We start from the raw sequence: 20,503 nt of genomic DNA, 5'->3' as shown, positions 1-20,503 counted from the left end.
GGCTGCTTCTTTCGTCTTCTTCAATGAATCAAGCAATTCGTGTGGGAACTTATGGAGCAGCTGATGTCGTCGATTAAGGAGGTGATCCAGCCGCAGGTTCCCCTACGGCTACCTTGTTACGACTTCACCCCAGTCATGAATCACACCGTGGTAACCGTCCTCCCGAAGGTTAGACTAGCTACTTCTGGTGCAACCCACTCCCATGGTGTGACGGGCGGTGTGTACAAGGCCCGGGAACGTATTCACCGCGACATTCTGATTCGCGATTACTAGCGATTCCGACTTCACGCAGTCGAGTTGCAGACTGCGATCCGGACTACGATCGGTTTTGTGGGATTAGCTCCACCTCGCGGCTTGGCAACCCTCTGTACCGACCATTGTAGCACGTGTGTAGCCCAGGCCGTAAGGGCCATGATGACTTGACGTCATCCCCACCTTCCTCCGGTTTGTCACCGGCAGTCTCCTTAGAGTGCCCACCATGACGTGCTGGTAACTAAGGACAAGGGTTGCGCTCGTTACGGGACTTAACCCAACATCTCACGACACGAGCTGACGACAGCCATGCAGCACCTGTCTCAATGTTCCCGAAGGCACCAATCCATCTCTGGAAAGTTCATTGGATGTCAAGGCCTGGTAAGGTTCTTCGCGTTGCTTCGAATTAAACCACATGCTCCACCGCTTGTGCGGGCCCCCGTCAATTCATTTGAGTTTTAACCTTGCGGCCGTACTCCCCAGGCGGTCAACTTAATGCGTTAGCTGCGCCACTAAGAGCTCAAGGCTCCCAACGGCTAGTTGACATCGTTTACGGCGTGGACTACCAGGGTATCTAATCCTGTTTGCTCCCCACGCTTTCGCACCTCAGTGTCAGTGTTGGTCCAGGTGGTCGCCTTCGCCACTGGTGTTCCTTCCTATATCTACGCATTTCACCGCTACACAGGAAATTCCACCACCCTCTACCACACTCTAGTCAGTCAGTTTTGAATGCAGTTCCCAGGTTGAGCCCGGGGATTTCACATCCAACTTAACAAACCACCTACGCGCGCTTTACGCCCAGTAATTCCGATTAACGCTTGCACCCTCTGTATTACCGCGGCTGCTGGCACAGAGTTAGCCGGTGCTTATTCTGTCGGTAACGTCAAAACAATCACGTATTAGGTAACTGCCCTTCCTCCCAACTTAAAGTGCTTTACAATCCGAAGACCTTCTTCACACACGCGGCATGGCTGGATCAGGCTTTCGCCCATTGTCCAATATTCCCCACTGCTGCCTCCCGTAGGAGTCTGGACCGTGTCTCAGTTCCAGTGTGACTGATCATCCTCTCAGACCAGTTACGGATCGTCGCCTTGGTGAGCCATTACCTCACCAACTAGCTAATCCGACCTAGGCTCATCTGATAGCGCAAGGCCCGAAGGTCCCCTGCTTTCTCCCGTAGGACGTATGCGGTATTAGCGTCCGTTTCCGAACGTTATCCCCCACTACCAGGCAGATTCCTAGGCTTTACTCACCCGTCCGCCGCTCTCAAGAGAAGCAAGCTTCTCTCTACCGCTCGACTTGCATGTGTTAGGCCTGCCGCCAGCGTTCAATCTGAGCCATGATCAAACTCTTCAGTTCAAACATCTTTGGGTTTTTAAGAAACCCTAAACTTGGCTCAGCAATCGTTGGTTATTCTTTGATTTCTCGCGGAGTAACTTGTGATGCTGATAATCTTGTTGACTATCAGTCTGACTCCACAAGCACCCACACGAATTGCTTGATTCAGTTGTTAAAGAGCGGTTGGTTAAGATGTTTCGTCTCAACCGAGGCGCGCATTCTACAGCAGCCTCATTTGCTGTCAAGCGGTTATTTTCAGAAGTTTTCGAAGAATTCTTCAACAACTTCAACCACTTGCGCTTGCGATCTCTCGTAAGCGGGAGGCGAATTCTACAGAATCCACCAAGGGCGTCAAGCGCTTAAACCAAAAAAATGGAGATTTCCTTCCAGTTAGCCGCCCCTCTATATAGAAGAACAAACCAGACGCATTAAAAGCGGTAGTTTCCGGCCCCACAAGCTGAATACCCCCCTCTCTTCGGGAGAGATAATGGCCAGGCGAGGGAGCGAAGGTCTTGTGTATGGCGAACGCCAATAACATGAAGCGCAGAAGATGGTGTCCCAGGGCCGGTTCGAACGGCCAACCTTCCCCTTAGGAGGGGGATGCTCTATCCAATTGAGCTACTGGGACGTGTCGCGGTCGTCAAGCCGAGGCTCAGCGACGGACGGCGTGCATGTTAACGGCCACGGTAAAGTTTGTCATGTCATCCGTGGGCTTTTTGATCGTAGGCCAATCCTGCAAGCATATACGTGTCGTCCCAACTACATTCGCACGCCCTGCCCCATCGTGCAGATTGCATCCCAGCAAATTGCCATCATTGCAAATTGCAATGCACCACGACCCTGGTTTACCCGCAAGCCGTTGTTTATATTGAACTAATAGGTTGGCACGAGAGCTGCAATAGTTCTTCTACTAACCCGATTTGATACAGGCATACGGAGAAGAAATCATGAACAGCGCCCTTTTGCTCGGCCTCAACGCATTGGCACTGGCCGCGCTGGCAACCTTTCACTTCCAGCCTGCCGATTTACAAGACACCGCTCAGATCAATCAACCCGTCCCCCACCATCTGCAGCAACGTCCGCAGTTGGCGGTGATGACTGCCAACGCCCAATCGCCCATTCGCTTGGCCCAAGGCACGCAAGACGCCCCAGCATCCGAACACTGGGTATTTTGAGAGCGCTACTCATGTCCAAATCCGCATGGTTATTTCTTTGCCTGACGCTTCTCACCGCTCTACTGGGTTTGAGTAACGATATGCGAGAAAGCGCGACCCTCGCATTTATCGCCAGCGCTGTGTTCGGCTGCCTGCTGATCGTGTCGCTCGCCATTGGTCGCCGTATCAAATTCGACCCCGTGCTACGCTAGCCCTCCCCGCCTCAAGCCCTTCCCTACCTTACGTCGCCCCGCGCTAGTAAAAGAGCATACTGCCACTACCCTTATAGATGAGGGCAAAAGGCCATATTGCTTCCGGCACAAGCTCTTCAACCCAATGCAGGACAGGTTTGCGTGAAGATCAGGAATGTCCGATCCGAGCAAAAACTTTTCCAACCAGTCCGCAAAAATGCAAATCAGTGCTGGCATAAAGCCTGTAGGCGGTTCAATATTTGTCACAGAATTGACGCCAAGGAAATGTCAAATCTGAGGCATGATGCGGCCTCTTTGCAATTCGGGTTGAACTTTGGTCGTGAGCCTTGTCTTAACACACATCCTTGCGGCCAATTCCAGAAACCGCTCCCCTGAACTAACCGGTTAAATATATGCGCCCATTGAAACAGGCAATTTATTCCAGCCGTACGGCTGACAAGTTCGTCGTACGTCTGCCAGACGGAATGCGGGAACGCATTGCCGATGTGGCCCGCAATCATCATCGCAGCATGAACTCGGAAATCATCGCTCGCCTGGAACAGAGCCTTATTCAGGAAGGTGCCTTGGGTGAAGAGCTAAGCATGCGCCTGGATAGTCCGGAGTTGTCACTGCACGAACGCGAACTGCTGCAGCGTTTTCGTCAGCTTTCCCACCGTCAGCAAAATGCTCTCGTTTCGCTGATCGCGCACGACGTAGAGGCGGCCGCAGAAGCCAATTGATTTACACTTGAAAGCCGAAGCCAGCTATATGCTGGCTTTTTTTTGCGCGGGATTTGAGCAAGGGAAGCGAGGGCAGAATTGCCCTCGAAGGGAAGGTCAGAGCAGGAAGATGGTGGCCAAGCCCAGGAAGATGAAAAAGCCCCCACTGTCGGTCATGGCCGTAATCATCACGCTGGCCCCCATGGCAGGGTCGCGCCCCAGACGCGCCAAGGTCATGGGGATCAGAACCCCCATAAAGGCAGCCAACAGTAAATTGAGGGTCATGGCGGCGGTCATCACTACGCCCAGCGACCAACTGCCATATAGCAAGTAAGCCACCACTCCTATCACTCCGCCCCATACCAGGCCATTGATAAGGCCCACCGCCAATTCCTTGCGCAACAGACGCGAAGAATTAGCGGTACTGACCTGATCCAAGGCCATGGCACGTACGATCATGGTGATAGTCTGGTTACCGGAATTGCCGCCGATACCAGCCACTATCGGCATCAATGCTGCCAGGGCCACCAACTTTTCGATGGAGCCTTCAAACAGCCCGATCACGCGGGACGCGATAAACGCGGTAATCAAATTGACGGCCAGCCAGGCCCAGCGGTTATGCAACGAACGCCAGACTGACGCAAAAATGTCTTCCTCTTCACGCAAACCTGCCATGTTGAGGACTTCGGTTTCACTCTCTTCACGAATCAAGTCGACGATTTCATCGATTGTCAGACGGCCGATCAGCTTGCCGTTCTTGTCGACCACCGGGGCCGAGATCAAGTCGTAACGCTCAAACGCCTGCGCCGCGTCGTAGGCATCTTCATCCGGATGAAAGCTCACGGTATCGCTGGCCATCAGGTCAGCAACCCTCTTCTCCGGATCATTTACCAGCAGGCGCTTGATGGGCAATACGCCCTTGAGGATGCCTTCGTAGTCGACCACAAACAGTTTGTCGGTGTGGCCAGGCAGCTCTTTGAGACGACGCAGGTAGCGCAACACCACTTCCAGGCTGACATCCTCGCGGATGGTGACCATCTCGAAGTCCATCAGCGCGCCGACCTGGTCTTCATCATAAGACAGTGCCGAACGCACACGCTCACGCTGCTGAGTATCCAATGCCTCCATCAGCTCATGAACGACATCACGCGGCAATTCAGGCGCCAGGTCGGCCAGTTCGTCCGCGTCCATCTCCTTGGCCGCGGCCAGGAGCTCATGATCGTCCATGTCGGCAATCAGGGTTTCGCGAACCGAATCGGATACTTCGAGGAGAATGTCGCCGTCGCGATCAGCCTTGACCAGCTGCCAGAGCGTCAGCCGATCATCCAACGGCAAGGCTTCGAGGATGTAAGCGACGTCGGCGGAGTGCAGGTCATCCAGCTTACGTTGCAACTCGACAAGATTTTGCCGGTGAACCAGGTTTTCGACGCGGTCATGGTGCGGACCTTCCTGGCGGTGCGTGAGGTCTTCGACCACGCGCTGGCGCTGCAGCAGCTCGATAACTTGAGCCAGACGATCCTGCAGGCTTTCTTGTGTTTTCTTTACTTCTACTTCGGTCATAGGCGAACTCCACTCCCAGCAGCGGAGCGCGCCGGAAGGATCAATCAGTCAATTCATGATTGGTAAAGCGGGGTACTGAGTAACTACTGGGTAAGTCCATGGAGGCAGTCCATAAGCCCCGGCGGGGCTGACCGGCGCATGATACACCGACCAACCGCTTTTAACGTCAAAAAACTGGAAAGAACAAGCGCTTGCAAGCCAAAGTTGAGTATTGGCTGCATCCATGAACTGCGACGACACAGCCGGAAGGGAAAACACACGGAAAATCGAAAAAGGCCTACGCCAGGATAAAACCTACACAAACCCAGACGGCAAAAAGCCCGCACTAGGCGGGCTTTTTGTTTGTATGGTGCACTCGACAGGATTCGAACCTGTGACCGCTCGGTTCGTAGCCGAGTACTCTATCCAGCTGAGCTACGAGTGCAGATTGTGCTTTTTAGACCAGATCACAACTGGTTGAAGCCAAGTTAGTTGCATCACTGCAACCAACTCTTAAATGGTGCACTCGACAGGATTCGAACCTGTGACCGCTCGGTTCGTAGCCGAGTACTCTATCCAGCTGAGCTACGAGTGCATTTGTTGCCGCGCATTATAGGCCGTTCAATCTCTATGTAAAGCTATTTTTTCGAGTATTTTCAACAACTTACCGAAAAAACCAGATTGCAACGTACTAAGCAAATAATGGCGGAGAACGGGGGATTCGAACCCCCGACACCCTTTTGAGGTGTACTCCCTTAGCAGGGGAGCGCCTTCGGCCACTCGGCCAGCTCTCCGCAACACGGGGCGTATATTAACCACGTTCCTCCCCGTTTGCAAACATAAAAAACGATAAAAATTAAAGGCTTGGTTCTTCGTCCTTCTCTTTCTTGATCCGCAGGTAGATTTCCTCGCGATGGACCGCTACCTCTTTCGGAGCGTTAACCCCGATACGCACTTGATTGCCTTTGACGCCGAGCACGGTCACGGTGATTTCGCCATCACCGATAATCAGGCTTTCTGCGCAACGACGAGTCAGAATCAACATACCTTTCACCTCACGCAATTCATTTCAGGAACAACAGTCTGCAAAAAAAAGGCATTGGACCTACAACCAGAAGGCCATAGCCCTACCGCCTAAGTATTGTCGAGCCCACGCAAAAGAACATGCGCTCAACAAAAAAATGAAAGGCGCGGTAAGCCGCGCCTTTCTGGCATCGCATCACTCGCCCTGTCGGGCCGGAGCGTCCAGCTCAAAAGCGGTATGCAGCGCGCGCACAGCCAGCTCCAGGTACTTCTCCTCGATCACCACCGAGACTTTGATCTCCGATGTGGAGATCATCTGGATGTTGATGCTTTCCTTGGCCAGCGCCTCGAACATGCGGCTGGCAACACCGGCGTGGGAGCGCATGCCCACGCCCACGATCGATACCTTGGCGATCCTGGTATCACCGATCACTTCACGGGCGCCGATCTCCTCCGCCGTGTTCTGCAGGATACGCTCGGCCGCATCGTACTCGTTGCGGTGCACGGTGAAGGTGAAATCGGTGGTGTTATCGTGCGAAACGTTCTGCACGATCATGTCGACTTCGATATTCGCACCGCTGATGGGGCCGAGGATCTTGAAGGCCACACCTGGAGTGTCTGGCACGCCACGGATCGTCAGCTTGGCTTCGTCGCGGTTGAAAGCGATGCCGGAAATGATCGGCTGTTCCATGGATTCCTCTTCATCAATAGTAATGAGGGTGCCCGGACCCTCCTTGAAGCTGTGCAGTACGCGCAGCGGAACGTTGTACTTGCCGGCGAACTCCACCGCACGGATCTGCAACACCTTGGAACCGAGGCTGGCCATTTCCAGCATCTCTTCAAAGGTGATCTTGTCCAGGCGCTGGGCCACGGACACAACGCGCGGATCGGTGGTGTAGACGCCATCCACATCGGTATAGATCTGGCATTCGTCAGCCTTGAGAGCCGCTGCCAGCGCCACGCCCGTGGTATCCGAACCGCCACGCCCGAGGGTGGTGATATTGCCCTGCTCGTCCACCCCCTGGAAACCGGCTACAACCACCACGCGTCCAGCCTTCAGATCGGCACGAATCTTCTGATCGTCGATCTGCAGGATGCGCGCCTTGGTATGCGCGCTGTCGGTAAGAATGCGCACCTGGCTACCAGTGTAGGACACCGCCGGCACACCGCGTTTGTTCAACGCCATGGCCAGCAACGCAATAGTCACCTGCTCACCGGTGGACACAATGACATCCAGCTCACGCGGCAGCGGCTGTTGATCACCGCTGATGGCCTTGGCCAGGTCGATCAGGCGATTGGTCTCGCCGCTCATGGCCGACAGCACCACCACCAGGTCGTCGCCGGCATCACGGAACTTCTTAACCTTGTCGGCGACCTGCTCGATTCTTTCGACAGAACCGACCGAGGTGCCTCCGAATTTCTGTACGATCAAAGCCATTTCTAAGCCGCCTCAGCCCGTAAAGGGGCGCCCAATAAACGAATCTTCCAGCAACCGAGCGAGCCCACGACTAAACCATGGGCTCATTAACGGCGCCTTAAATACCTGCCTCGACAAACGGCACGGCCAAGGCCAGGGCCGCGTCCAGGGCGCCGGCATCCACACCACCGCCTTGCGCCATGTCCGGACGACCACCGCCCTTGCCGCCCACTGCCGCAGCAGCTTGCTTCATCAAATCACCGGCTTTGAGTTGGCCAGTCAGGTCCTTGGTTACACCGGCAACCAGAACGACCTTATCCTCATGGACACTGCCGAGCAGGATCACTGCGCGGCCGAGCTTGTTCTTCAACTGATCGACCAGGGCCAGCAACGCCTTGCCGTCCTGACCGTCCAGGCGCGCCGCCAGGACTTTTACGTCCTTGACGTCAACCGCCGAGGCCGACAGATCGTCGCCCGCGGCACTGGCTGCCTTGGCCTGCAACTGCTCCAGCTGTTTCTCCAGCGCACGGTTGCGCTCAAGCACGGCGGACAGCTTGTCGATCAGATTGTCGCGGCTGCCCTTGACCAGGCCGGCCGCTTCCTTGAGTTGTTCTTCGGCGGCATTGAGGTAGGCCAGCGCCGCAGCACCGGTCACCGCCTCGATACGGCGCACACCCGAGGCCACACCGCCTTCGCTGATAATTTTCAACAGGCCGATGTCACCGGTGCGATTGGCGTGGATACCGCCACACAGTTCCACCGAGAAACTGCCGCCCATGCTCAGTACGCGCACTTGGTCGCCGTATTTCTCGCCGAACAGCGCCATGGCGCCTTTGTTCCTGGCGGTCTCGATATCCGTTTCCTCGGTTTCAACCGGGCTGTTCCTGCGAATTTCCGCGTTGACGATATCTTCCAGCGCCTTGATCTGCTCAGGCTTGATCGCTTCGAAATGGCTGAAATCGAAACGCAGGCGCTGGCTATCGACCAACGAACCCTTCTGCTGGACATGCTCACCGAGCACCTGGCGCAACGCAGCGTGCAGCAAGTGAGTGGCCGAATGGTTCAGCGCGGTTGCATGCCGTACATCGGCATCGACCTGAGTATCGACCGGCGCACCCACGACCAGGTTGCCCAGCACCAACACACCATGGTGCAGGAACGCACCACCGGTCTTGGTGGTGTCGCGCACCTCGAAACGACCGGACGTCGAACCCAGGAAACCACAGTCACCGATCTGACCACCCGACTCAGCGTAGAACGGCGTCTGGTCCAGGACCACAACCGCTTCATCGCCCTCATTCAGCACATCGACTGACTTGCCGTCTTTATAAATGGCAACGATTTTGGCGGAGCCGGCGGTGGCCTTGTAGCCGATGAACTCGGTGGGTACATCAACCTTGACCAAGGTGTTGTAGTCCAGGCCAAACGAACTGGCAGAACGCGCGCGCACACGCTGGGCCTCCATCTCGCGTTCAAAACCTGCCTCATCGACGGTCAGCTCGCGTTCGCGGGCGATGTCGGCGGTCAGGTCCATCGGGAAACCGTAGGTGTCGTAAAGCTTGAACACCACGTCGCCCGGCACCACCGTACCCTTGAGCTCAGCCAGGTCCTGCTCGAGGATTTTCAGGCCGTGCTCCAGGGTCTTGGAGAACTGCTCTTCTTCAGCCTTGAGCACCCGCTCGATGTTGGCTTGTTGCTGCTTGAGTTCCGGGAAAGCGTCGCCCATCTCGGCCACCAGCGCAGCCACGATCTTGTAGAAGAAGCTGCCGGTCGCACCCAGTTTGTTACCGTGACGGCAGGCGCGACGGATAATGCGGCGCAGCACATAGCCACGGCCTTCGTTGGACGGCAGCACGCCATCGGCAATCAGGAAACCGCAGGAACGGATGTGGTCCGAGACCACCTTGAGCGAAGACTGGCTCTCATTGGCGCAGCCAATGGCCGCAGCCGAGGCACTCAACAGGTTGGTAAACAGGTCGATTTCATAGTTGGAATGAACGTGCTGCATGACCGCACTGATGCGCTCCAGCCCCATGCCGGTGTCCACCGACGGTGCCGGCAACGGATGCAACACGCCATCGGCGGTGCGGTTGAACTGCATGAACACGTTGTTCCAGATTTCGATATAGCGGTCGCCATCTTCCTCCGGCGAACCCGGCGGGCCACCCCAGATGTCGGCGCCGTGATCGTAGAAAATCTCGGTGCAGGGGCCGCACGGGCCGGTATCGCCCATGGTCCAGAAGTTATCGGACGCGTAAGGCGCGCCCTTGTTGTCACCGATGCGGATCATGCGTTCGGCGGGCACACCGATTTGTTGGGTCCAGATGTCATACGCTTCGTCATCCGTCGCGTAGACGGTGACCCAGAGCTTTTCCTTGGGCAGCTTCAGCACGCCGGTCAGGAAGGTCCAGGCGAAGGTGATCGCGTCTTTCTTGAAATAATCGCCAAAGCTGAAGTTGCCCAGCATTTCGAAGAAGGTGTGGTGGCGCGCGGTGTAACCGACGTTTTCCAGGTCGCTGTTCTTGCCGCCGGCGCGTACGCACTTCTGACTGCTGGTGGCGCGGGTGTAGGCGCGCTTTTCCTGGCCCAGGAAGCAGTCCTTGAACTGGTTCATCCCCGCGTTAGTGAACAGCAGGGTTGGGTCATTGCCTGGGATCAAGGAGCTTGAGGCTACACGGGTGTGGCCTTGCTCTTCGAAGAAGCGAAGGAAGGCTTCACGGATTTCTGCGCTTTTCATTAGGTTCTTCCACGGAGGCTGCGGCCAAAGGCCAGTGCGCAACATCATCAGACGAAGCGACGGCAAAGGGCCGCATTATATCGGCCCTTTGCCGGTGGTACAGCGTGTTTATGTGATAGAAACAGTCAATTAGACGGCCTGCACTGTCATTTCCGCGAAAATGCGACGAATGTCTGCACGACTTGCTCGATCTGCGCCCGACTGACATCCAGATGCGTGACCATGCGCAGACGCGGCGCGGCGCTCAACTTGATCCCGCGCTCGGCGGCAAAGCCTTTCAGGGCCTGCGCCCGATCGCCCATGTGCACATAGACCATGTTGGTCTGTACCGGCTCGACCGTATAACCGGCCTGGCGCAACGCATCCCCCAGCCACTGCGCATTGGCGTGGTCATCGGCCAAGCGCTGCACCTGGTGATCCAGGGCATACAGGCCCGCCGCCGCCAGGGAACCGGCCTGGCGCATGCCGCCGCCGACCATCTTGCGCAGGCGCCGCGCCTTGGCGATCAGCGCTGTGGAACCGCACAACACCGAGCCGACCGGTGCGCCGAGCCCCTTGGACAGGCACACCGACACCGAATCGAAATGCCGGGCAATCTCTCGTGCCTCCACGCCCAATTTGACCGCTGCGTTGTAAAGCCGCGCGCCATCCAAGTGCAAAGCCAGCCCGTGTTCACGGGTAAACGCACGCGCCCGGGCCAGATATTCCAGCGGCAGCACCTTGCCCTGCATGGTGTTTTCCAACGCCAGCAAGCGCGTACGGGCGAAGTGGAAGTCGTCGGGCTTGATCGCGTCGAGCACGTGATTCAGGTCGAGGGAGCCGTCGGCCTGCACTTCCAGCGGCTGCGGCTGGATCGAACCGAGCACGGCCGCCCCGCCGCCTTCGTATTTGTAGGTATGGGCCTGTTGCCCGACGATATATTCCTCGCCGCGCTCACAGTGGGCCATCAACGCCAGCAGGTTGCTCATGGTGCCGGTGGGCACGAACAGCGCAGCGTCGAACCCCAGGCGCCTGGCCAGTTCAGCCTCCAGTTGGTTGACGCTGGGGTCTTCGCCGTAGACGTCATCACCGCTGACGGCGCTGGCCATCGCATCGAGCATACCGGGGGTGGGTTGGGTCACGGTGTCGCTGCGCAGGTCGATCACGGTCATGAAGGGGGCCTCTAACGGAATGGATAAGTCCTTTTGTGAGTGATTACTGCGGGCAAAGCCACGCAATATCAAGTCCCCGCTGCACTCAATCGAATACCCACCAAACAAACCGATATAGCTTATCGATACGGCAACCGTGCAGTTTTTGAAAAACCATGTTAAAAACTCTGCGCCGCCAGGGTTCTGGCGGCAACGTTCTCAGGGCGGGGTGCAATTCCCCACCGGCGGTAATTGCGCGCAATGTGCATAGCCCGCGAGCGCTTGGCGCCTCGAACTGCTCCGGCAGGACGGCGACAAGGTCAGCAGACCCGGTGTGATCCCGGGGCCGACGGTCATAGTCCGGATGAAGAGAGAACGGGATTGGCACCTAAGGGCCGCGCGCCTGTTCGCGCACGCGTACCCTTAAATCCCATTCGATTCATAACGCCCTGTTTTTTTCTTAAACAGGAGTCAGAACATGCAACCCACCGCAATCGACAGCAAAAGCAAAAACCATCACGGCGAGCGTGTCGCGTTTATCCAGGCCTGCTGGCACAAGGATATTGTCGACCAGTCGCGCAAAGGCTTCCTCGCCGAAATGATCGCCCAGGGCTACCAGGAATCGGACATCGATTTCTTCGAAGTCGGCGGCGCCTTTGAAATGCCCCTGCACGCCAAGCTGCTGGCCAAGACCGGCCGTTACGCCGGTATCGTCGCCGCCGCACTGGTGGTGGATGGCGGCATTTATCGTCACGAATTCGTCGCCCAATCGGTGGTCAGCGGCCTGATGCAGGTGCAGTTGGAAACCGAAGTGCCGGTATTTTCGGTATCCCTGACTCCCCACCATTTCCACGGGGGCAGCGAACACACCACGTTCTTCTACGAGCATTTCGTGCACAAAGGCCAGGAAGCTGCGCGTACGTGTGCCGACACCCTGCACAAGGTGCGAGCGATTCGTCGTAGCGAGCCGCGTGCTGTAGCGGTCTAAGCAACACCGCAAAACGAGTGTGGGAGGGGGCTTGCCCCCGTTGGCGGTGTGTCAGTCAGCTCATTTGTAGCTGAAGCACCGCTATCGGGGGCAAGCCCCCTCCCACATTTGGATCAGTCTAAGACTTGAGAGCTAGGCCAGGCTGGCATCCGTGGTCGGCACGATGAGAATTCCCGCGCGCAAACCATTCTTCACCTTCGGGTTGGGGAAGATGATGCGAGCGCCCTCCTCCTCGATCACCCAGCGGGTCTGGGCCACATCTTCGGCCAGCAGATACCCCTTTTCCAATTCCGAAAAGTTTTCCACATCCGCCGGCAAATGCAGCAGGAACGCGTCGCTGTGCTTGATGATTTCCCGTGCAACGGCGAACAGCTTCAAGCCGTCGAGGTCGCCTGTCTCAGGCTCGGTGCCTTCGATGATGTGCTTGAGGCGCGTCTCCAGCCTGGACACATCCACGCTCTGGTTCTGGCCGAAAGGACGTGCCTTGCCCAGCTCCAGGGTGAAGGCCTCGGCCTCGAGTCGTTCGTAGGTGAACGCCGTGAAGGTGATAGAGGCTTTGTTCTGCAGCAGCACCGCCTCCATGCCGGCGGCGCGCAGGCGCTCCAGCTCACGGCGCGAATGCTGGCGCCCTTCTTTCCACGGATACAGAGCAAATTGCTCGATCTTCGAGCCGCGAATCGCGGTATGCAGGTCGTAATGCAGGCGCGAACGGCCCGGCTGGCTGAAAAAGCTGCGGGCCAACTGTTCAAGTTCGGCGGCGCGCATGGCTTCGGGACCAATGTTGCTTTCATGCCGGCCGTTGAACAGCCGGTTGATGTCCAGTTCAAGGTAACGCTCGCCGCGACGCATGGCCTCGGGGTTGCCGAACAGGAACAGAATACGGGTGCGGGGCTTGATCTCCCCACGGGCGATGCCATGCAACAGGCGGTCGAGCAGTTCGATCGGCGCGGTTTCGTTGCCATGGATGCCGGACGACAGCAGCAGGTCGCCGCCATTGTCCCGGGCCTCGGGCGGGCGCACTTCAAGCGCGCCCTCACTGAGCCAGCGCATCTGCACGCCGTCGACAGTCAGTTGAATTTTTTGCGCCGGTTCACGACCGGCGAGGGTCAGTTCAAGCAGTTTGCCGAGGGCGAGCATAAGCAGCTTCCTTAGTGGTTGCAGCCTGGGCCGTGGACGTGGTCGTCGTCATCACCTTCGACGTCGGCCGGTTCCATTTCCAGTTCCAGGCTCATCAGGTTGGTCGCCAGCGGGCGCATCAGCAGGTTGGCGTACTCGGCGTCGCCCTCTTCCACATCCACACCGATCAGCAGTTGGCCACGGCCGTCATGCTGGATCCAGATCTCCTTGCCCTGCCAGACCACGGCAACGCGGGTGCAGGAGGTTTCCAGCTGGGTGCCGTCGGTGTCTTCAAGGATCAGCTTCAGGGTGTCGGTCATAAATAAAATATCTCAGCCGTAGGGCGTTAATTGATCTGGAAAGGATAAACCGAGCCCAGTTTAAGGATTTGCGTCAGTTCATCCAGTGCCGTCCGGCACTCAAGCAGCAGTTGCGGGTCAGCCAGGTCGGTTTCGCGCAGGCTGTCGCGGTAGTGCCTGTTGACCCATTGGGTCAGGGTGTCGTACAGCGGCGCGGTCATGATAACGCCTGGATTCACCGCCGCCAGTTCGGTTTCGTTCAACGCCACACGCAAACGCAGGCACGCCGGGCCGCCGCCGTTCTGCATGCTTTGCTTGAGGTCGAACACCTTCACTTCGCGGATCAAGCCGCCGCTGGCCGTGAGGTGTTGCAGGTACTCCCAGACGCGCGGATTGGCGCGGCATTCTTCCGGCACGATCAGCAGCATCGCGCCATCGGGACGTGTCAGCAGCTGGCTGTTGAACAAGTAGGAGCGCACCGCATCCTCGACGCTGACCTGGGAACGCGGCACACACACAGACTGGAAGTTGCCGCCCCGCTTGCCCAACTTGCCCTGCAGTTCGGCGAGCATCTGTTCGGTATTGAGGAACGCGTCCTCGTGGTAAAACAGCACCTCGCCGTTGCCGACGGCGATCACGTCATTGTGGAACACACCGGCATCGATCACCGCCGGGTTCTGCTGGGCGTAGACCACGCCGTCATCCTTCAGGCCGTGCAGACGCGCAACCGCCTGGGACGCCTCAAGGGTCTGGCGCGCCGGATATTTTTGCGGGGCCGGGTAACGAGCGTCGAACGCACTGCGGCCAAACACGAAGAACTCGACGCCGGCCTCACCATACTCACGGCAAAAGCGCGTGTGATTGGCCGCGCCCTCATCGCCAAACTGCGCCACCGCCGGCAATGCCGCGTGATGGGCGAAGTGCTTCTGGTCGGCGAACATCGCCCCCAGCACGCGGCTGGTGGTCGGGTGTTCGATGCTGCGGTGGTATTTGCAGTTGAGGTTGGCAGCGGTGAAATGCACGCGGCCATCCGCCGTGTCGGCGCTGGGGCTGACGGTGGCGGCGTTGGCCACCCACATGCTCGACGCCGAGCAACTCGCCACCAACAAAGGCATGGCCTGCCTGGCCGCTTGCTCGATGACCTGAGCGTCGGTGCCGCTGAAACCGAGGTTGCGCAGAGCGGCCACATCCGGGCGCTCCTGGGGCGCGAGTACGCCTTGCACAAAGCCCATGTCCATCAGCGCTTTCATTTTTTGCAGCCCCTGCAACGCCGCTTCCCTGGGGTTGGAATGCTGCTGGCTGTTGCTCTGGGACGCGACGTTGCCGAAGGACAAGCCGCCGTAGTTATGGGTCGGCCCCACTAGACCGTCAAAATTGACTTCACAGGATTTCATCGGCGAGGCTCCACGAACATCTGTTCTTATAGGCAATCTTCAACACACCACAGATTCAGTGTGGGAGGGGGCTTGCCCCCGATAGCAGTCTGTCAGTTGATAAATCAGGTGACTGATACACCGCCATCGGGGGCAAGCCCCCTCCCACATTTAGATCAGGGTAATGCCGGGGGTTAGTGTGGCGGGCATCACCAACGTCGGGGTCTCCAGCGACGCCACCGGGTACGCGCAATAATCGGCCGCGTAATACGCACTGGCGCGATGGTTACCCGAGGCCCCGACCCCGCCAAACGGCGCGGTGCTGGCGGCGCCGGTCAGCTGTTTGTTCCAGTTGACGATACCGGCGCGGCTTTCCAGCCAGAACTGCTGGTAACGCGCTTCCGAATCCGACAGTAAGCCCGCAGCCAGGCCGTACTGGGTGTTGTTGGCCTCGGCAATCGCCGCAGCAAAATCCGCGTAGCGAATCACCTGCAACAGCGGGCCGAACAGCTCTTCGTCTTCGCGCTCGGTCACTGCGGTCACGTCGATGATGCCCGGGGTCAGCAAAGCGGCCTGATCCCGGGGTTGGGTCATTTCCAGCAGCGCCACGGCGCCATTGGCCAACAGCAGCTCTTGGGCGTCCATCAAGGCTTTGGCGGCAGCCAGGGAAATCACCGAGCCCATGAATGGCGCCGGTTGCTGGTCGAACGCGCCCACTTCAATGGCGGCGCTGACCGCCACCAGACGCGCCAGCAACGCATCGCCCCAGGCGCCTTCGGGCACCAGCAGGCGACGGGCGCAGGTGCAGCGCTGGCCGGCGGAGATAAACGCCGACTGGATGATGGTGTACACCGCCGCATCCACGTCGGCCACTTCGTCCACCACCAGCGGGTTGTTGCCGCCCATTTCCAGGGCCAGGATTTTGTCCGGACGCCCGGAGAACTGCTGATGCAGGTGGTTGCCGGTGCGGCTGGAACCGGTGAAGAACAAACCGTCGATGCCTGGGTTGGCCGCCAGCGCGATACCGGTTTCCCGCGCACCTTGCAGCAGGTTCAATACGCCCGCCGGCAAACCCGCTTCGATCCAGCACTGCACGGTCAGCTCGGCAACTTTCGGCGTCAGCTCGCTCGGCTTGAACAGTACGGTGTTACCCGCCAGCAGCGCCGGGACGATATGCCCGTTCGGCAAGTGGCCGGGAAAGTTGTAGGGGCCAAATACTGCCACCACACCGTGCGGCTTGTGGCGCAGCACAGCGGCAGCGTCGCCCAGGGGGCCGCTCTTCTCGCCGGTACGCTCGCGATAACTTTGCACCGAGATCGCGATCTTGTTGGCCATGCTCGTGACTTCAGTGGCCGATTCCCAGAGCGGCTTGCCGGTTTCCTCACCAATGCAGCGGGCGATTTCATCGGCACGGCTTTTCAGGGTAGCAGCGAAGGTCTCGAGCACGACGATACGCTCTTCCAACGAACGACGAGCCCAGTCCGGAAAGGCCTGACGCGCCGCCTGCACGGCGGACTCGACCTGCTCGGCCGTCGCGCCATTGCCGCTCCACAGCACTTGCTGGGTCACCGGGTTACGCGACTCGAACAATTCACCCTGGCCGGCCAGCCAGCTACCTGCGATGTACAACGAATTCATTATTTCGACTCCCGAGCAGCAGACAACGCAACAGCGCGCACTTGATCACCGACCACCAACTGCAGGCGCCTGGCGGTCTGAGGGTCGACCACCAGGGTACCTGCGGCCAGACGGGCCGGCGCTGCGGTGATGCGGCAGTCTTCGCGCTTGCGGTTATGGATCAGGAACGGCGTGGCGTCGTCCCCCGGCGTGCCGATGGCCAGCACCAGCGCCTGGCTGTCGCGCACCGCACGAATCTTGCTGGTTTCACACTCCACCGCCGGGCCCGCGTCGAAAATATCCACATAGCCCTGGTAGCTGAAGCCTTCGCTCTTGAGCATGCTCAGCGCCGGCTCGGTGTCCGGGTGCACTTTGCCGATCACGTTGCGCGCGTCTTCGGAAAGAAAGCAGCTGTACAGCGGAAACTTCGGCATCAGCTCGGCGATAAACGCCTTGTTGCCGACGCCGGTGAGGTAGTCGGCCTGGCTGAACTCCATCTTGAAGAAGTGTCGGCCCAGGCTTTCCCAGAACGGCGAGCGCCCTGCTTCGTTGGACACGCCGCGCATCTCGGCAATGATCTTGTTGCCAAACAATTGCGGGAATTCGGCGATAAACAGCAGGCGCGCCTTGGCCAGCATGCGGCCGTTGAGGCCGTTGCGGTAATCGGCGTGCAGGAACAACGAGCACAACTCGGAATTGCCGGTGAGGTCGTTGGCCAGGAACAACGTCGGAATTTCGCGGTAGATATTCAATTCCTGAGAGGCGCTGACCGTCAGGCCGACCCGGAAGTTGTACCAGGGCTCGCGCAGGCCGACGGCGCCGGCAATGGCCGAAATCCCCACCACGCGGCCTTCGTCGTTTTCCAGCACGAACAGGTAGTCCGCATCGCCGCGCCCGGCTTCGCCGCGAAAGGTTTTCTCGGCCCAGCCCACGCGATGGGTCAGGCGCTCTTCGTTGGCCGGCAAGGTGGTGAGGCCGGTGCCGGTGCTGCGCGCCAGGTCAATCAGGGCCGGTAAATCGCTGCTGCGTACGGGACGAACGATCATGCTATCTCCTCGAACGGGCCGCTGTGGTCAGCCACCCGCGAAACTCTCTTTTTAAACCGCAACCAGGCGCACACTCGCACCTTCGCCCACGCCCAGGGCTTCAGCTGCCTCCAGGTCCAGAATCACTGGCTTGCCCGGCGCGTAGTCCAGCTCCAGCATCACCGCGCGGTAATCCTGCAACTGCGCGTTGCTCACCAGGTACTGGCGACCGACGCCCTTGGCCATCTCGCCGATTTTCACCGGCACCACGCGGCTCTGGGCAATCGAGCGAATCCCCGACACCCGCGCGTGCAACGTCGGGCCACCGTCGAAGATGTCGATGTAGTGATCGGTCTCGAAGCCTTCGCGCATCAGGATGTCGAAGGTGATCTGTGCACGCGGGTGCACCTGGCCCATGGCCTCCTGGGCGGCGTCCGGCAGCAGCGGCACGTAGATCGGGTAATGCGGCATCAGCTCGGCGAGGAAGGTGCGGCTTTTCAGCCCGCACAGGCGCTCGGCGGCGGCGTAGTTGAGGTCGAAGAAGTTGCGACCGATGGCGTCCCAGAACGGCGAATCGCCGTTTTCGTCGCTGTAGCCAACGATCTCGGTCACCACCGAATCGGCAAAGCGCTCGGGATGGCTGGCGACGAACAGCAGGCGCCCACGGGAATTGAGTTCCGACCACGGCGAACCGACCAATGCAGGCTTCACGTAGAAACTGGTGAGCAGGCTATTGCCGGTCAGGTCGTGGCACTGGGAAAGCACGTGGATCTTGTTGTGGATCTTCAGCTCGCGGGAGGCGTGCACAAAGGTTTCGTTACGAAAACTGTAGAACGGCTCGGAGTAGCCGGCTGAAGCAACGATGGCCGAGCAGCCGGCGAGCTTGCCGGTGTCGGTGTCTTCAAGCACGAAGAAATAGCTTTCTTCACCGTTGAAACTCACTTCGGCCGCGAAGGACGCTTCACTGGCGGCGATCTTGTCGCTCAGGCGTTCCACATCATCCGGCAAGGAAGTCACACCAATCGGGCTGTCCGCAGCCAGACGCTGTACCTCGCCCAGATCAGCCATTTGCGCGGGGCGCATCACCAGCATGGTGTCACTCCTTAACTCGAAAAACTCATAGGAAAAAATACCGGACACGGGAACTGAGTTCACACAGATCCCATGTGGGAGGGGGCTGGCCCCCGATAGCAATGTGTCAGTTGATAAATCAGGGGACTGATCCACCGCCATCGGGGGCAAGCCCCCTCCCACATTTGGAAGCGGTCCGGCCTGCCAAATGTGTCGCTATCAGGCTTGGGTCAACGTCTTCACAGCACGTTCAAAACGGTCCAGGCCTTCCTTGATGTCCGCCTCTTCCACCACCAGGCTTGGCGCAAAGCGCAGCACGTCCGGGCCGGCTTGCAGGATCATCAGGTTCTCTTTCTCGGCGGCGTTGAACACGTCCTTGGCCCTGCCTTTGAACGCATCGCTGAGCACACAACCGATCAGCAAGCCCATGCCGCGCACTTGCGTAAAGATGCCGTATTGCGTGCCGATCTGCTCCAGGCGCGCCTTGAACAGCGCGTGTTTGGCATTCACGCCGGCCAGCACTTCCGGGGTGTTGATCACGTCGATCACGGCTTCCGCCACCGCGCACGCCAGCGGGTTGCCGCCATAGGTGGTGCCGTGGGTGCCGACCACCAGGTGCTTGGCCAGGTCTTCACGGGTGAGCATCGCGGCAATCGGGAAACCGCCGCCCAGGCTCTTGGCGCTGGTGAGGATATCCGGTGTCACGCCGTAATGCTGATAGGCGAACAGGTGACCGCTGCGGCCCATGCCGGTTTGCACTTCGTCAAATACCAACAGCGCGTCGTGGGCGTCGCACAGTTCGCGGGCACCTTGCAGGTAAGTCAGTTCTGCCGGCAATACACCGCCCTCACCCTGGATCGGCTCCAGCACCACGGCGCACGTCTTGTCCGACACGGCGGCCTTCAGTGCAGCCAGGTCGTTGTAAGGCACATGGGTGATGCCAGTGATTTTCGGCCCGAAACCATCGGAGTACTTGGACTGGCCACCAACGTTGACGGTGAACAGCGTACGGCCGTGGAAGCTGTTCAGCGCGGCGATGATCTCGTACTTCTCGCTGCCGAAACGGTCGAACGCGACGCGACGGGCCAGCTTGAAGGCGGCCTCGTTGGCTTCGGCGCCGGAGTTGCAGAAGAACACGCGCTCGGCAAACGTGGCGTCGATCAGCTTATGAGCCAGGCGCAGCGCCGGCTCATTGGTGAACACGTTGGAGACATGCCACAGCTTGTTGGCCTGTTCGGTCAGTGCACCGACCAGCGCCGGATGGGCGTGGCCCAATACGTTGACCGCGATGCCGCCGGCAAAATCGATCAACTCACGACCCGCCTGGTCCCACACGCGCGAACCTGCGCCACGCACGGGAATAAAGGCGGCAGGTGCATAGTTGGGCACCATGACCTGGTCGAAATCGGCACGTTGCACCGGGGCTTGCTCAACGGACATCGGAGTCTCCTGAAGAGGAACGCCTGCCTGGAACTGGCGGGCGATGCAGGGATTGTAAGGACAGTTTTCGGCTG

The 20,503-nt window shown here is 58.8% G+C and carries 16 protein-coding genes, 4 tRNA genes, 1 rRNA gene and 1 riboswitch; of the genes, 4 read left to right on the top strand and 17 right to left on the bottom strand.

Features of this window, described 5'->3' with window-relative positions:
- Positions 1-74: 74 nt before the first annotated feature.
- Both BFP89_RS04850 and BFP89_RS04845 read right to left on the bottom strand, forming a co-directional pair.
- Positions 75-1,611, bottom strand: a 16S ribosomal RNA gene (locus BFP89_RS04850).
- A 530-nt stretch (positions 1,612-2,141) separates the two neighbouring features.
- Positions 2,142-2,218, bottom strand: a tRNA-Arg gene (locus BFP89_RS04845).
- Between the two features lie 319 nt (positions 2,219-2,537).
- On the opposite strand from BFP89_RS04845, the gene BFP89_RS04840 reads away from it, so the two are divergent.
- From BFP89_RS04840 to BFP89_RS04830, 3 genes are all read left to right on the top strand, one after another.
- Positions 2,538-2,765: a hypothetical protein gene (locus tag BFP89_RS04840; RefSeq protein WP_065884437.1), complete on the top strand. Its 228-nt coding sequence runs from the start codon at positions 2,538-2,540 to the stop codon at positions 2,763-2,765.
- Between the two features lie 11 nt (positions 2,766-2,776).
- Positions 2,777-2,956, top strand: coding sequence for a PA3371 family protein (locus BFP89_RS04835; RefSeq protein ID WP_065884436.1), 180 nt, complete (start codon positions 2,777-2,779; stop codon positions 2,954-2,956).
- A gap of 392 nt (positions 2,957-3,348) precedes the next feature.
- The gene (locus BFP89_RS04830; protein ID WP_065884435.1) at positions 3,349-3,675 is read left to right on the top strand and encodes an Arc family DNA-binding protein; all 327 of its coding nucleotides are present in this window, start codon (positions 3,349-3,351) and stop codon (positions 3,673-3,675) included.
- A 96-nt stretch (positions 3,676-3,771) separates the two neighbouring features.
- On the opposite strand, the gene mgtE is transcribed toward BFP89_RS04830, so the two are convergent.
- The 8 genes from mgtE to ltaE all read right to left on the bottom strand — a co-directional run bounded on the left by mgtE (position 3,772) and on the right by ltaE (position 11,521).
- Positions 3,772-5,214: a magnesium transporter gene (gene mgtE / locus BFP89_RS04825; protein ID WP_057723713.1), complete on the bottom strand. Its 1,443-nt coding sequence runs from the start codon at positions 5,212-5,214 to the stop codon at positions 3,772-3,774.
- Positions 5,215-5,561: 347 nt separating this feature from the next.
- Positions 5,562-5,638: transfer RNA gene (locus BFP89_RS04820), tRNA-Arg, on the bottom strand.
- A 73-nt stretch (positions 5,639-5,711) separates the two neighbouring features.
- Positions 5,712-5,788, bottom strand: a tRNA-Arg gene (locus tag BFP89_RS04815).
- A gap of 108 nt (positions 5,789-5,896) precedes the next feature.
- A tRNA-Ser gene (locus BFP89_RS04810) sits at positions 5,897-5,987 on the bottom strand.
- A gap of 62 nt (positions 5,988-6,049) precedes the next feature.
- Positions 6,050-6,238 (bottom strand): carbon storage regulator CsrA, encoded by a 189-nt coding sequence (csrA, locus tag BFP89_RS04805; RefSeq protein WP_003175645.1) that lies wholly within the window; start codon positions 6,236-6,238, stop codon positions 6,050-6,052.
- A 174-nt stretch (positions 6,239-6,412) separates the two neighbouring features.
- Complete coding sequence (locus BFP89_RS04800; protein ID WP_065884434.1) at positions 6,413-7,654, bottom strand: aspartate kinase; 1,242 nt, start codon at positions 7,652-7,654, stop codon at positions 6,413-6,415.
- 97 nt (positions 7,655-7,751) lie between these two features.
- A complete protein-coding gene (gene alaS, locus BFP89_RS04795) occupies positions 7,752-10,370 on the bottom strand; it encodes an alanine--tRNA ligase (RefSeq protein WP_065884433.1) in 2,619 nt (872 codons plus the stop codon).
- 146 nt (positions 10,371-10,516) lie between these two features.
- Positions 10,517-11,521 carry a low-specificity L-threonine aldolase gene (gene ltaE, locus BFP89_RS04790; protein WP_065884432.1) on the bottom strand — a complete coding sequence of 335 codons (1,005 nt, stop codon included), beginning with the start codon at positions 11,519-11,521 and terminating at the stop codon, positions 10,517-10,519.
- Between the two features lie 190 nt (positions 11,522-11,711).
- Positions 11,712-11,881, top strand: a riboswitch (FMN riboswitch).
- A gap of 97 nt (positions 11,882-11,978) precedes the next feature.
- Between ltaE and BFP89_RS04785 the strand changes: the two genes are divergently transcribed.
- A complete protein-coding gene (locus BFP89_RS04785; RefSeq protein ID WP_057723717.1) occupies positions 11,979-12,488 on the top strand; it encodes a 6,7-dimethyl-8-ribityllumazine synthase in 510 nt (169 codons plus the stop codon).
- Positions 12,489-12,620: 132 nt separating this feature from the next.
- On the opposite strand, the gene astE is transcribed toward BFP89_RS04785, so the two are convergent.
- The 7 genes from astE to BFP89_RS04750 form a co-directional block, all read right to left on the bottom strand.
- Positions 12,621-13,625 carry a succinylglutamate desuccinylase gene (astE, locus tag BFP89_RS04780; protein ID WP_065884431.1) on the bottom strand — a complete coding sequence of 335 codons (1,005 nt, stop codon included), beginning with the start codon at positions 13,623-13,625 and terminating at the stop codon, positions 12,621-12,623.
- Positions 13,626-13,636: 11 nt separating this feature from the next.
- The gene (locus tag BFP89_RS04775; protein WP_065884430.1) at positions 13,637-13,924 is read right to left on the bottom strand and encodes a topoisomerase II; all 288 of its coding nucleotides are present in this window, start codon (positions 13,922-13,924) and stop codon (positions 13,637-13,639) included.
- A 26-nt stretch (positions 13,925-13,950) separates the two neighbouring features.
- Positions 13,951-15,297 (bottom strand): N-succinylarginine dihydrolase, encoded by a 1,347-nt coding sequence (gene astB, locus BFP89_RS04770; RefSeq protein ID WP_065884429.1) that lies wholly within the window; start codon positions 15,295-15,297, stop codon positions 13,951-13,953.
- Positions 15,298-15,447: 150 nt separating this feature from the next.
- Positions 15,448-16,917, bottom strand: a complete 1,470-nt coding sequence (astD, locus tag BFP89_RS04765) for a succinylglutamate-semialdehyde dehydrogenase (protein WP_176718392.1) — start codon at positions 16,915-16,917, stop codon at positions 15,448-15,450.
- Complete coding sequence (astA, locus tag BFP89_RS04760; protein ID WP_065884427.1) at positions 16,914-17,939, bottom strand: arginine N-succinyltransferase; 1,026 nt, start codon at positions 17,937-17,939, stop codon at positions 16,914-16,916. Before astA ends, astD begins: the two co-directional genes overlap by 4 nt.
- 51 nt (positions 17,940-17,990) lie before the next feature.
- On the bottom strand, positions 17,991-19,010 hold the full coding sequence (aruF, locus tag BFP89_RS04755) for an arginine/ornithine succinyltransferase subunit alpha (RefSeq protein WP_065884426.1): 1,020 nt from the start codon (positions 19,008-19,010) through the stop codon (positions 17,991-17,993).
- A gap of 198 nt (positions 19,011-19,208) precedes the next feature.
- Positions 19,209-20,429 (bottom strand): aspartate aminotransferase family protein, encoded by a 1,221-nt coding sequence (locus BFP89_RS04750; protein ID WP_065884425.1) that lies wholly within the window; start codon positions 20,427-20,429, stop codon positions 19,209-19,211.
- Positions 20,430-20,503: the final 74 nt, after the last annotated feature.

This window comes from Pseudomonas sp. 31 R 17 (genome assembly GCF_900004915.1).
Taxonomy (GTDB): Bacteria; Pseudomonadota; Gammaproteobacteria; order Pseudomonadales; family Pseudomonadaceae; genus Aquipseudomonas; species Aquipseudomonas orientalis_A.
Note: the sequence above shows the minus strand (reverse complement) of the source record. Positions and strands in the feature narration are given on the sequence as shown.

What these genes read in the sequence shown, in the direction of transcription:
- BFP89_RS04840 (WP_065884437.1), top strand. Translation starts at nt 2,538, where the DNA reads ATGAACAGCGCCCTTTTGCTCGGCCTCAACGCATTGGCACTGGCCGCG.
- BFP89_RS04835 (WP_065884436.1), top strand. Translation starts at nt 2,777, where the DNA reads ATGTCCAAATCCGCATGGTTATTTCTTTGCCTGACGCTTCTCACCGCT.
- BFP89_RS04830 (WP_065884435.1), top strand. Translation starts at nt 3,349, where the DNA reads ATGCGCCCATTGAAACAGGCAATTTATTCCAGCCGTACGGCTGACAAG.
- mgtE (WP_057723713.1), bottom strand. Translation starts at nt 5,214, where the DNA reads ATGACCGAAGTAGAAGTAAAGAAAACACAAGAAAGCCTGCAGGATCGT.
- csrA (WP_003175645.1), bottom strand. Translation starts at nt 6,238, where the DNA reads ATGTTGATTCTGACTCGTCGTTGCGCAGAAAGCCTGATTATCGGTGAT.
- BFP89_RS04800 (WP_065884434.1), bottom strand. Translation starts at nt 7,654, where the DNA reads ATGGCTTTGATCGTACAGAAATTCGGAGGCACCTCGGTCGGTTCTGTC.
- alaS (WP_065884433.1), bottom strand. Translation starts at nt 10,370, where the DNA reads ATGAAAAGCGCAGAAATCCGTGAAGCCTTCCTTCGCTTCTTCGAAGAG.
- ltaE (WP_065884432.1), bottom strand. Translation starts at nt 11,521, where the DNA reads ATGACCGTGATCGACCTGCGCAGCGACACCGTGACCCAACCCACCCCC.
- BFP89_RS04785 (WP_057723717.1), top strand. Translation starts at nt 11,979, where the DNA reads ATGCAACCCACCGCAATCGACAGCAAAAGCAAAAACCATCACGGCGAG.
- astE (WP_065884431.1), bottom strand. Translation starts at nt 13,625, where the DNA reads ATGCTCGCCCTCGGCAAACTGCTTGAACTGACCCTCGCCGGTCGTGAA.
- BFP89_RS04775 (WP_065884430.1), bottom strand. Translation starts at nt 13,924, where the DNA reads ATGACCGACACCCTGAAGCTGATCCTTGAAGACACCGACGGCACCCAG.
- astB (WP_065884429.1), bottom strand. Translation starts at nt 15,297, where the DNA reads ATGAAATCCTGTGAAGTCAATTTTGACGGTCTAGTGGGGCCGACCCAT.
- astA (WP_065884427.1), bottom strand. Translation starts at nt 17,939, where the DNA reads ATGATCGTTCGTCCCGTACGCAGCAGCGATTTACCGGCCCTGATTGAC.
- aruF (WP_065884426.1), bottom strand. Translation starts at nt 19,010, where the DNA reads ATGCTGGTGATGCGCCCCGCGCAAATGGCTGATCTGGGCGAGGTACAG.
- BFP89_RS04750 (WP_065884425.1), bottom strand. Translation starts at nt 20,429, where the DNA reads ATGTCCGTTGAGCAAGCCCCGGTGCAACGTGCCGATTTCGACCAGGTC.